The sequence below is a fragment of the Rhodococcus sp. T7 genome, from assembly GCF_009872365.1.
Classification (GTDB): Bacteria; Actinomycetota; Actinomycetes; order Mycobacteriales; family Mycobacteriaceae; genus Rhodococcus_F.
In genome coordinates, this window is sequence record NZ_WXYH01000377.1 from 132,710 (window position 1) to 144,148 (window position 11,439).

Consider the following 11,439-nt stretch of genomic DNA (forward strand, 5'->3'; position numbering starts at 1 on the left):
CCGGGGACGGCGTTCCGAGCCGGGGCGCGCCTCTCAGAGCTTGGACGCGCAGAGCAGGCCGTCGCCGATCGGCAGCAACACCCGGATCAGCTTGTCGTCCTCGGCGAGCGCCTTGGCGGCCTCGCGGACGGCGACGGTCGCGGCGTCCCGCTGGCCCGGGTCGACGACCCGGCCGCCGTTCAGCGCGTTGTGCAGCACGATCGCCCCGCCCGGGCGCAGCAACCGAACCCCTTCGCGGACGTAGTGCGGGTGGTCGACCGGCGCACAGTCGACGAACACCAGGTCGTACGCGCTGTCGGCGAGTCGCGGCAGGACGTCGAGCGCCCGGCCGTTGATCAGCCTCGTCCGCGCGGGTGCGATGTCGTTGGTCCGGAACGACAGCTTGGCGGCCCGCTGATGCTCGGGTTCACTGTCGATGGTGGTGAGGACGCCGTCCTCGCGCATGCCCCGGAGCAGCCACAGGCTGCTCACACCCGCGCCGGTGCCGACCTCGACCACCGTCTTGGCGTCCAGCATGCGGGCAAACAGGGCGAGCGCAGCACCGACCGCGGGAGGTACCGGTTCGGCACCGAGGTCGTCCGCCCGCTCCCTGGCCGCACCGAGGGCCTCGTCTTCACGGACAGCCCCTTCTGCGTGGGTGAGTATCCGTTCGGCGTTTGTCTGCACGCACATGAGGCTATCGGGGTCTCGTCATCGCCGCTGCGAGGCGCGCTCGACAACAATGCCCTGACCCGGCCCGGCGCGATTCTCAGGAATACCTCAGCTTGCTCACACCACACACATATCGGGGTGGGAAAGAGTAAGCGCAACGCCAGATCCGAAGACCGCCCGGCGGGGAGATCACGACGACGGAGGAAAGTCCGAGAGCCCGGGAACAAATTCCGGCTCCCGGGAGTTGACGCCTATACCACGTCCAGTGATCTGCGGTCCTGAGTAGGAGGATCCACTTAACTCGATGAGCAACCACGCGATGGCTCCAGACGAGAGAACCACCGACGAGCAGCTGTCGGACGCCGAGCTGACGGGCACCGCTGTGTTCGATGCCACAGGCGAGAAGTCCGCCATGCCGTCGTGGGACGAACTCGTCCGCGAGCACGGCGACCGGGTCTACCGGCTGGCCTACAGGCTGTCGGGCGACGCGCAGGACGCCGAGGACCTCACCCAGGACACGTTCATCCGGGTGTTCCGGTCCCTGTCCGACTACCAGCCCGGCACGTTCGAGGGCTGGTTGCATCGCATCACCACCAACCTCTTCCTCGACATGGTCCGCCGCCGGAACCGCATCCGTATGGAAGCGCTCCCCGAGGACTACGATCGGGTCCCGGCCGACGGGCCGAACCCCGAGGAGATCTACCACGACGCCCGCCTGGACGCCGATCTGCAGGCAGCGCTCGATTCGCTGGCCCCGGAGTTCCGCGCCGCGGTCGTGCTGTGTGACATCGAAGGACTGTCCTACGAGGAGATCGGTGCCACACTGGGTGTGAAGCTCGGAACCGTGCGCAGCCGCATCCACCGCGGCAGGCAGGCTCTGCGTGAGCATCTGGCTGTGAACGGAAAGGTTGACTCCGATCAGATCGGCGTCGGGTAGTTACCAGGAGGGACGAATGACGCAGGGGCGTGTACCTCGCCAGTTTGGCTCCACCGAACACTTGGCGAGTGAGGCGATCGCCGCCTTCGTCGACGGTGAACTCCGCATGTCCGCTTATCTGCGCGCCGCCCACCACCTGTCGATCTGCGCCGAGTGTGCGTTCGAGGTCGACTCCCAGCAGCAGGCGCGGCGTGCTCTGCGTCGCAGCGGTGACGTCGCGATGCCCTCGGGCCTGCTGGGTCTGTTGAGCCAGATCCCCAGCTGCAACCAGGGCGATCCCGCCGACAAGTCCCCGTTCGACTCCCACACCCCGGATTCGCCGGTCACGAGCGAGTACTCGATCACCAGCCGGATCTGGTCCCGGCGTTGGCGCCGTTGAGCGCAGCCGGACCGACGACGGCGGTGTCCACGCCCGGCGGGGCATCGGTGATACTGGGGCGCGTGACTGACGCACACGAGGGGGACACGACAGCGTGACGGCGGATTACAAGACTCCGGGTTCCGATGCGACGGCGTCCGACGGTCCCGTGGCGGACGAGTCGAGCACGCTGCGTCCCGCGGACGCCCCACGGCTCGATCCGAGACCCGTCTACCGGCCGAAGATCGATGCGGCGTCCAGCCGCGCGTTCGGCCGACCGGGTGGCGTCACCGGTTCCTTCGCTCCGTCGGATGCCCGGCGTGACAGCGAACCCTCGATGAAGGTCGGTGCACCCGACCCCGTGCTGGCGGAGGCGTTCGGCCGCCCGGACGGCGAGGTCGACACCATTCAGCGCGATCCCCACCGCAAGCCCGCCGCCCCGGCAGCCGAGGCCCCGCCCGCCGACCCGTGGCGCGACCCCGCAGCGGGCGTCGAACTCGGCTCCCCGGCGCTGCACGCCACGGAACACTCCCGCCCGCCCGCCCCCGCCCTCAGCGCCCGCGAGGTCCTGTTCGGCGGCAAGGTGGCACCGAAGGCGCTCGCCGCGCTGGGCGGAATCGCGCTCGCGATCGGCCTGGTCGGCGGTCTGCTCGCCGCGGTGATCACCGCCGATCGCAGCTCGCTGACCAGCGACAGCGTCACCCTCGTCCAGGGCGGCGACGAGGACCTCGGCCAGTCGCCCGTCGCGCAGGTCGCGGACGCCGTCCTGCCCTCCGTCGTGTCCATTCAGGTGGCGGTCGGCGACCAGGGCAGCACCGGTTCGGGTGTCGTCATCGACGGCGCCGGCTACATCGTCACCAACAATCACGTCATCTCCGCCGCCGCCACCGCCCCCGACGGCGGCAAGATCCAGGTGATCTTCTCCGACGGGACCAAGGCCGACGCCCAGATCGTCGGTCGCGACATCAAGACCGACCTGGCCGTGCTCAAGGTCTCCGCCGACAATCTGACGGTCGCGGAACTCGGGAAGTCCGGGGATGTGCAGGTCGGTGAGGACGTCGTCGCCGTCGGTTCGCCCCTCGGACTCAGCAAGACCGTCACCCGCGGCATCGTCAGTGCGCTGCACCGCCCGATGCGACTGTCCGGCGAGGGCTCCGACACGAACGCCGTCATCGACGCCGTCCAGACGGACGCCGCCATCAACCACGGCAACTCGGGCGGCGCGCTCGTCGACGACACGGGCCGGGTGATCGGCATCAACACCGCCATGCTCAGCGAATCCGGTGGCTCGGTGGGCCTCGGCTTCGCGATTCCCATCGACGACGTCACCACGGTCGCTCAGACCCTCATCCGGGACGGGCAGATGCATCACCCGGACATCGGCGTCAACGCCCGCACCGTCGTCAACGACAACACCAGCGGCGCCCAGGTGGCCAACGTCCGCTCGGACAGCCCGGCCGCGCGGGCGGGCATCGTCGAGAACGACGTCATCGTCAAGGTCGGCGACCGCACGGTCACCAGCGCCGACGAGTTGGTGGTCGCCGTCAACCTGCAGAAGATCGGTGAGCCCGTCCGGGTTCAGCTGATCCGCGAGGGCCGTCTCGTCGACGTCGACGTGACCCCGGCCTCCGACTGACTCGAGAGGTTGCTGTGAAATCGCTCCGCCACCTGGGCATGCACCCACACCGCACAGTAGGCTGACCACGTGTTCGGCAACATTGGTTGGGGCGAGTTCATGGTCCTCCTCGTCGCGGCTCTGGTCATCCTGGGACCCGAGCGGCTTCCGGGTGCGGTCAGCTGGGTTACGAAGTCACTGAGGCAGGTCCGGGAGTATGCGAGCGGCGCCAGCCAGCAACTCAAGGACGAACTCGGCCCGGAGTTCGAGGATCTCCGCAAACCGCTGGCGGATCTCAATCAGCTCCGCGGAATGACGCCGCGTGCCGTCATCACCAAACATCTTCTCGACGGTGACGATTCGATTCTCACCGGCAACTTCGACAAGCCGAGTTCGGTGTCGTTCGACAAGTCGAACGCGGGAACGAAGGCCGTCAGCGCCGATCCGGCGGCGTCCACCGCTCCGCAGAACAAGCCGCTCGCGGCGGGCGAGCGCCCCCCGATCGACCTCGACGCCACCTAGGCCCTTCGGGCTCGTGCGCCTTTGTGGTCGCTGGAACAACCGGAAAGGCGCACGAGCGCGGAGCGCCTACAGGTGCCGGGTGGTGTCGATCCCCAGCGACATTCCGGCGAGCCCGCGCTTGCGGACGGCCAGCTTGTCGGCGATGTCGCGGAGTGCCGTCGCGGCCGGCGAATCCGGCTGGCCGAGGACGATGGGAACGCCGCCGTCGCCGCCCTCCCGGACCGCCTGTTCGAGCGGGATCTGGCCCAGCAGCGGCACGTTCGCGCCCACGGCCTTCGTGAGGCGGTCGGCGACGGCCTGACCGCCGCCGGAACCGAAGATGTCCATCCGGCTGCCGTCGGGCATGTCCATCCAGGACATGTTCTCGACGACGCCGACGATGCGCTGACGGGTCTGCAGGGCGATCGCGCCGGCGCGTTCGGCAACCTCGGCCGCGGCCTGCTGCGGGGTGGTGACGACGAGGATCTCCGCGCCGGGGATCAGCTGCGCGACGGAGATGGCGACGTCGCCGGTGCCCGGCGGCAGATCGAGCAGCAGAACGTCGAGGTCGCCCCAGAAGACGTCGGCGAGGAATTGCTGCAGCGCGCGGTGCAGCATCGGTCCACGCCACACCACCGGGGTGTTGCCCTGGGTGAACTGGGCGATGGAGATCATCTTCACGTCGTGCGCGACGGGCGGCATGATCATGCGTTCGACCTGCGTGGGCTTGGCGTCGGTGCCGAGCATGCGGGGAACGGAGTGCCCGTAGATGTCGGCGTCGAGCACACCCACCGACAGGCCGCGGGCGGCCAGTGCGGCGGCCAGGTTGACCGTGACACTGGATTTGCCGACGCCGCCCTTGCCGGATGCGACCGCGTAGACGCGGGTGAGGGAACCGGGCTGGGCGAACGGGATGACGGGCTCGGCCGAGTCTCCGCGCAGCGACTTGCGGAGTTCGGTGCGCTGCTCGTCGCTCATCACGTCGAGTTCGACGCGGATCGCACCGACGCCGGGGACGTCCGCGACGGCCTTGGTGACGCGGTCGCTGATCTCGGTCCGCATCGGACAGCCCGCGGTGGTCAGGTAGATCGCGATGTCGACGCTGTCGTCGGCCGCGATGTCGATGCTCTTGACCATCCCGAGTTCGGTGATCGGTTTCCGGATCTCGGGATCCTGGACGCGCGCCAGGGCGCTACGTACAGCGGACTCGCTCAGGACTGCCATGACTCAATGGTAAGGATGTGCGCTCAGTGGATGCGCGGCAGGTCCGCGGCCGTCGGGATGATCCCGCTGGAGTAGCCGGCGGACCATGCGAGGACGTTGGCCACGTAGGCGGCGGAGTTGTTGTACCGGTGCACGGCCTTGGCCGCCTGGATCGGATCCTTGACGTTCAATCCGCCGTCGCACAGGTACTTTCCGGTGGTCAGCGCGGAGTCGAAGACGTTCTGCGGGTCGGCGACGCCGTCGCCGTTTCCGTCGCCGGCGTAGTGATTCCAGGTCTCGGGCAGGAACTGGGTGGGGCCCACGGCGCGGTCGTAGGTGGCGTCGCCGTCCAGCTTGCCGCCGTCGGTGTCGCGAATGACGGCGTTGCCGCCGAGGCTGCCGTCGAGGACTGGGCCGAGGACGGGATTGAGCATATTGCCCTTGTCGTCGGTCTTGCCGTCGTAGGCGTGGGTGGACTCGACGCGGCCGATTCCGGCGATCAGCGTCCAGTACATGCCGCAACCGGGCTGCTCGACCGCGAGAATCCGTTCGGCGTTCTGGTAGGCCGCGACGTTGACGGCGGGGATGCCGAGCGCGCCCTGCGCGATGCTCGTCGGGAGGGGCGGGGTGGCCTGGACGGGTGCGAGTGCCGGCGCAGCGGGTGCTGCCTCGACCGCGGGTGCGGACTCGGCGGCGGTCTCGGCCACGGGGGTGACGGCTTCTGTGGCCTCGGGTGCGGTGTCGGTCGCCTCCTGGGCGACGTCGGCGACCTCCGACGAGGAAGACGAGGAACTTGTGGACAGGAACGGGACCTTGGGTGCGGCGCCGGCCGTGTTGGCTGCGGTGATCAGTCCGATGGGGACGAGTCCGGTAAGCGCGATGACCGAATTGCGGCGGATATGGGAGTCCGTCTTCTTGTTGTGCCGACCCACTCGATTGCCTCCTGCGACCCCCGTCTTGGGGTGTTCCGTTCAACTGACCGGATCGAGGCTACCTGATTCGATATCTTTCCGTTATCCAACCGTGATCAAACGGCCTTGTGTTGCAGGGTTCCGTTACGCGATGCGCACGTGAGCGAGGGTAACGAACACGGCAAGGTCACGCCAGGGCGCCGCGTGGTCGGGATGTCGACGCGGGGACCGGTCGCCCGGACTGAAACCGGCGACCCGCACACGCCACCGCGCGCCCTGCGAGATGGCAGAGCGCGCGCGGCGGAGGCGGGGGTGATTACCGGGGAGCGGTGACAGCCGGAGCGGTGGCCGGGGGCGCGACCGGAGCGGGGACGCCCGGGTCGGGCACGGCGGCCGCCGGAGCCGAAGGATCGGCGGGCGGGCAGAAGAGCAGACAGGGCAGTTGCGGCAGCGGCGGGAGTCCGGGAATCGGCGGGGCCGGAGCAGGCGTCGTGGGGGCGGCGGCACCGTCCGTCGACGGCAGCGGGGTGGTCGCGAGATCGCGGGGGAGGTCCGCTTCGGCCGCGGCGGCGTCGGCGACCCGTCCGGGCGACGGCGAGGCAGACTCCGACAACTGGCCCGGCGTCGGCGTTCCCCCGTTCCTGTACGCGTTCGACCAGGTGATGACGTTGGCGGCGTATGCGGCCGAGTTGTTGTAGCGCAGGACGGCGCGGGTCTCCTGGAGCGGATCGCGGAGGTCGAGACCGCCCGAGCAGAGGTACCGGGCGGCCGCCAGCGTCGCGTCGAACACGTTGTTGGGGTCGGCCACGCCGTCGGCGTTGCCGTCCGACGCGTACTTGGCCCACGTGGACGGAATGAACTGCATCGGTCCGACGGCGCGATCGTGCCCGGGGTCGCCGTCCGTGGCGCCGCGGTCGGTGTCGCGAATGATCTCGTTGCCCGCCAGCCTGCCGTCGAGAACCGGACCCAGGATCGGGGTGATCGTGGTGCCCACCGAGTCGGTGCGGCCGCCGCCGGCGTGCCCCGATTCGATGCGGCCGATACCGGCCAGCAGGTGCCACGGCAGACCGCACTTCGGGGACTCCGCCATCATCTCGAGTTCCGCGGACCGGTACGCGTTGAGCACGATTTCCGGGATGCCAAGAGCGCTCAAAATCACCGGTGCGGCGATGAGCCCGGTGCCGGACGGCGACGCCGAAGTTGCGGGAGATGTGGGATTTGTCACGGAGGGAGCCGGGGCGGGCGGCGGCGGCGCGGCCCGCTGCGACCGCGCGATCCGCGGTGTGGGCGCCACGATTCCCGCGGGCGGGAGGTACGCGGCCGGGGGGGTGGCTCCCGGCGTGACCGACGACGCCGCGAGGGCTGTCGCCGCACCGGTGGACGAGTAGACGGTGGTGCTCGCGGTTGCGCCGCTGATCGCGGAACCGCCGGTCGAGGACCCGAGGGTGGCGACTGCGCCCACGGTAAGGGCAGTCACCGTCAACAGTCCACGTATCCGCACTCGATCACCCCCTGCGGTGCTCTTCGTCTGTGCACACCGCATACATCCGAGAAGATGTGACTGACGTTACATATCCGTGATTGGCCGTGCCGGAGTTTGGGGGGATTTCGCCGGCCTCATTTCCGCCGGGGGCGCGTGTCTTCCTCGTCGGCCAGCAGCGTCTTGATCTCGTCGAGTTCGCGCCGCAGGTAATCGCGGGTGGCTACCTCGCCGATCGCGATGCGCAGCGCGGCCAATTCCCGGGCGAGGAACTCGGTGTCCGCCTTCGTCTGCTCGGCGCGGGAGCGGTCCTCCTCGAGGGAGACACGGTCGCGGTTCTCCTGGCGGTTCTGCGCCAGCAGGATCAGCGGCGCCGCGTAGGCGGCCTGGGTGGAGAACGCCAGGTTGAGGAGGATGAACGGGTACGGATCCCACTGCAGGCCGACGGCGAAGACGTTGATGACGATCCACACGATCACGATCACCGTCTGGATCATCAGGTAGCGGCCCGTGCCGAGGAACCGGGCGAAGTTCTCGCTGGCCCGTCCGACGGCCTCCACGTCGTACGTGACCCGGAAACGCCGGGTGCCGCGGGGGGTGTCGAGTCGCTGCCGGTCCGACAGGCTCCGAGCAGCCGCGCTGGGGGACTTCTCGCTCATACGTCGATCTCCTCTTCACGCCAATCCTCGGGGAGGAGATGGTCCAGGACGTCGTCGACGGTGACCGCGCCGATCAGGTGATCCTCGTCGTCGACCACGGGCCCGCACACCAGGTTGTAGGTCGCGAAGTAGCGGGTCACCGACGTCAGGGAATCCTCGGGCGCGAGCCGCGGCATGTCGGTGTCGAGCAGCCCGCCGACGAGGCTGGCGGGCGGTTCGCGCAGCAGTTTCTGCAGGTGGACGCATCCCAGGTAGCGGCCGGTCGGCGTCGCGGTCGGTGGACGGACGACGAACACCATGCTCGCGAGGGCGGGGGTCACGTCCGAGATCCGGGCGCGGGCCAGGGCCTCGGCGACCGTCGTCGACGCGGTGAGGACCACCGGCTCCGGTGTCATGAGACCGCCCGCGGTGTCGGGTGAGTGCTCGAGCAGGCGGCGGACCGGCTCGGAGTCCTGTGGATCCATCAGCTGCAGCAGCGATTCGGCCTCGGTTTCGGGAAGCTCACCGAGGAGGTCCGCGGCGTCGTCGGGATCCATGGCCTCGAGGACGTCGGCGGCCCGCTCCACCTCGAGGTGCATGAGCAGATCCGTCTGGTCGTCGGCGGGCAGTTCCTGGACGACGTCGGCGAGGCGCTCGTCGTCGAGTGCGAGCGCGAGTTCGTGGCGGCGCTTCTCCGGCAGGAGGCGCATCGCGTTCGCGACGTCGGCAGCCCGCATCCCCTCGAACTGGGTGAGCAGGGCCGAGACGCCCTGGCCGGGCATCGCCAGGTCGGTCTGCGTGAGTCCCTGCACGTGCTGCCACCCGACGACGTGCATGGCGGCCCGACGGCCGAGCCTGCCACGGTGCCCGCGCACCGCGACCTTCGACACCACCCAGTCCCGGGTACGGGTCTGCTCGATGCCCAGGTCGACGACGATGATGTCGGCGTCCCGCAGTTCCTCGAGTTCCGGGTCGTCCACGCGCACGTGGGAATCCGCCACCTGGGCGAGGGCCAGGACCTCGCCGGGCCGCTGCTGGAATCGGCGGAGACTGACGTTGCCCGTCGTGAGGGTCACCGAGCTGGGTTCGATGGCGGTGACGCGGAGCATCGGGACGAAGATGCGTTTGCGCGTGAACAATTCGATGACGAGCCCGAGCACGCGCGGCTGCTGCCTGCCGACGCGGGCGGTGATCACCACGTCCCGGACGCGGCCGATCGACTCCCCGTCGGGGCCGAGCACCACCAGGCCGGCCAGCCTGGCTGCAAAAACCTTGTTCGCAGCTGCCATGATTGCCAGGCTAGATCCTTGTATAGAGATACAGGGAATCGAACACCTGCGAAAGTGGAGGATCGTCCGTCATGAGTTCCGTCTACAGGCCACGGCGATCTGTTCTCGCCGTTCCGGGCAGCAGCCGCAAGATGATCGACAAGGCGAAGGGGCTGCCCGCCGACGAGATCTTCCTCGATCTCGAGGACGCGGTGGCGCCGCTCGCCAAGCAGGAAGCCCGCGGCACCATCGGCGACGCGCTCGCCGAGGACGGGTGGGGCGAGCAGATCAAGGTGGTCCGGGTCAACGACTGGACCACGGAGTGGACGTACGCCGACGTCGTCGAGGTCGTGGGGCGGGCGGGTGCCCACCTCGACGCGATTTTGCTGCCGAAAGTGCCGGACGCCAGCCATGTTCAGGCCCTGGACCTGCTATTGACGCAGGTGGAGAAGGCGAACGGGCTCGAGGTCGGCCGGATCGGCATCGAACCGCAGATCGAGAACGCGATCGGGCTCACCAACATCAACGCCATCGCGACGGCCAGCCCGCGCGTGCAGACCCTGGTGTTCGGTCCCGCCGATTTCATGGCGAGCATCAACATGCGCACGCTGGTCGTGGGGGAGCAGCCGGACGGCTACGACCGCGGCGACGCCTACCACCACATCCTGATGACCATCCTGATGGCGGCCCGCGCGCACGGCGTGCAGGCCATCGACGGTCCCTACCTCCAGATCCGCGACGTGGAGGCGTTCCGGCGGTCGGCGCAGCGCACGGCCGCGCTCGGTTTCGACGGCAAGTGGGTGCTGCATCCCACGCAGATCGAGGCGGCGAACGACGTGTTCAGCCCCCGCCAGGACGATTACGACCGGGCCGAACTGATCCTGGACGCCTACGAGTTCCACACGTCCGCCGCGGGCGGCGGTCGCGGTGCCGTGATGCTAGGCGACGAGATGATCGACGAGGCGAGTCGCAAGATGGCGCTCGTGATCTCCGCCAAGGGGCGCGCCGCGGGTATGAAACGGACCACCGAGTTCGTGCGGCCCGACGCGAAGTAGTCCTGGCAGGCAGAATGGTTCTCACAGGACCGATCCTGCGGTAACCACACGAGGAGACCAGCTGACGATGACGAATCCACTCGGACAGTCCAACGGGGCGCGGCGCGGGGCTCTGCCGGAACCCCCCACGGGCTGGCCCATCGGTTCGTATCCCACCTACGCGGAGGCGCAGCGCGCCGTCGACTATCTCTCCGATCAGGAATTCTCGGTGGAGGACGTCACCATCGTGGGGGTCAACCTCATGCAGGTGGAGCGGGTGCTGGGCCGCCTCACCTGGGCGAAAGTGATTGGCGGGGGCATCGTTTCGGGCGCGTGGCTCGGCGTGTTCTTCGGTCTGCTGCTGGGCATCGTCACGGGCGGTTTCCTGGCGCCGCTCGTCGTCGGCATCGTCGGCGGCATCATCTTCGGACTGATCTCCACGACGATCCCGTACGCGGCGACGCGGGGCACCCGGGACTTCGCGTCGACGATGCAGCTGGTCGCCGGGCGGTACGACGTGCTGTGCGAGCCGAAGTCGGCGGAGACGGCCAGGGACATGCTGGCCAAGCTGGCGCTCTGATCGGCGCGAACACGTCGAGCGGCGGGTTGCGGTCGGGTCACGGATTGCGTCCTATTCGCGACGTTCGCCGTGATTTCGCCCGGTTGGCGGGTGATGTCGGATAGGTTTACGGCGCAATGCGTGGGCCCCGGCCCTCGCCGAAACCGTGACCTGTCGGTGGAGCGCGTGTTCCGGCAGGAACCAATGTGCGGGCCCGCGTGCCCAGCCGTACCGCGACTGGATCCGTGAGGGCCGCTCGAGGAGGCGGCTGTGCTGCACCGCAC

General features: G+C 68.9%; 12 protein-coding genes. 6 read left to right on the plus strand and 6 right to left on the minus strand.

Annotated features, from left to right (window positions below):
- Positions 1-33 precede the first annotated feature (33 nt).
- On the minus strand, positions 34-672 hold the full coding sequence (locus MLGJGCBP_RS41450; RefSeq protein ID WP_160103278.1) for an O-methyltransferase: 639 nt from the start codon (positions 670-672) through the stop codon (positions 34-36).
- 283 nt (positions 673-955) lie between these two features.
- Here MLGJGCBP_RS41450 and sigE point away from each other — a divergent pair, with 283 nt between their 5' ends.
- The 4 genes from sigE (at position 956) to tatB (ending at position 4,083) form a co-directional block, all read left to right on the plus strand.
- The gene (sigE, locus tag MLGJGCBP_RS41455; RefSeq protein WP_160103280.1) at positions 956-1,588 is read left to right on the plus strand and encodes an RNA polymerase sigma factor SigE; all 633 of its coding nucleotides are present in this window, start codon (positions 956-958) and stop codon (positions 1,586-1,588) included.
- Positions 1,589-1,604: 16 nt separating this feature from the next.
- Positions 1,605-1,967, plus strand: a complete 363-nt coding sequence (locus MLGJGCBP_RS41460; protein ID WP_015889772.1) for a DNA-directed RNA polymerase sigma-70 factor — start codon at positions 1,605-1,607, stop codon at positions 1,965-1,967.
- A gap of 94 nt (positions 1,968-2,061) precedes the next feature.
- Complete coding sequence (locus MLGJGCBP_RS41465; RefSeq protein WP_160103282.1) at positions 2,062-3,582, plus strand: S1C family serine protease; 1,521 nt, start codon at positions 2,062-2,064, stop codon at positions 3,580-3,582.
- Between the two features lie 69 nt (positions 3,583-3,651).
- Positions 3,652-4,083 carry a Sec-independent protein translocase protein TatB gene (gene tatB, locus MLGJGCBP_RS41470; protein ID WP_160103284.1) on the plus strand — a complete coding sequence of 144 codons (432 nt, stop codon included), beginning with the start codon at positions 3,652-3,654 and terminating at the stop codon, positions 4,081-4,083.
- A 66-nt stretch (positions 4,084-4,149) separates the two neighbouring features.
- Here the strand turns inward: tatB and MLGJGCBP_RS41475 are convergent, their stop codons facing one another.
- The 5 genes from MLGJGCBP_RS41475 to MLGJGCBP_RS41495 form a co-directional block, all read right to left on the minus strand.
- On the minus strand, positions 4,150-5,286 hold the full coding sequence (locus MLGJGCBP_RS41475; protein ID WP_160103286.1) for an Mrp/NBP35 family ATP-binding protein: 1,137 nt from the start codon (positions 5,284-5,286) through the stop codon (positions 4,150-4,152).
- A 23-nt stretch (positions 5,287-5,309) separates the two neighbouring features.
- The gene (locus MLGJGCBP_RS41480; protein ID WP_160103288.1) at positions 5,310-6,197 is read right to left on the minus strand and encodes a lytic transglycosylase domain-containing protein; all 888 of its coding nucleotides are present in this window, start codon (positions 6,195-6,197) and stop codon (positions 5,310-5,312) included.
- 295 nt (positions 6,198-6,492) lie between these two features.
- Positions 6,493-7,677, minus strand: a complete 1,185-nt coding sequence (locus MLGJGCBP_RS41485) for a lytic transglycosylase domain-containing protein (protein ID WP_160103290.1) — start codon at positions 7,675-7,677, stop codon at positions 6,493-6,495.
- Positions 7,678-7,793: 116 nt separating this feature from the next.
- Positions 7,794-8,315, minus strand: a complete 522-nt coding sequence (locus tag MLGJGCBP_RS41490) for a DUF1003 domain-containing protein (RefSeq protein WP_087556408.1) — start codon at positions 8,313-8,315, stop codon at positions 7,794-7,796.
- Complete coding sequence (locus MLGJGCBP_RS41495; protein WP_087556407.1) at positions 8,312-9,583, minus strand: magnesium transporter MgtE N-terminal domain-containing protein; 1,272 nt, start codon at positions 9,581-9,583, stop codon at positions 8,312-8,314. The genes MLGJGCBP_RS41490 and MLGJGCBP_RS41495 overlap by 4 nt, the downstream gene beginning before the upstream one ends.
- A gap of 71 nt (positions 9,584-9,654) precedes the next feature.
- Between MLGJGCBP_RS41495 and MLGJGCBP_RS41500 the strand changes: the two genes are divergently transcribed.
- Positions 9,655-10,617 (plus strand): HpcH/HpaI aldolase/citrate lyase family protein, encoded by a 963-nt coding sequence (locus tag MLGJGCBP_RS41500; protein ID WP_087556406.1) that lies wholly within the window; start codon positions 9,655-9,657, stop codon positions 10,615-10,617.
- 67 nt (positions 10,618-10,684) lie between these two features.
- A complete protein-coding gene (locus MLGJGCBP_RS41505) occupies positions 10,685-11,176 on the plus strand; it encodes a general stress protein (RefSeq protein ID WP_015889781.1) in 492 nt (163 codons plus the stop codon).
- The last annotated feature ends 263 nt before the right edge of the window (positions 11,177-11,439 follow it).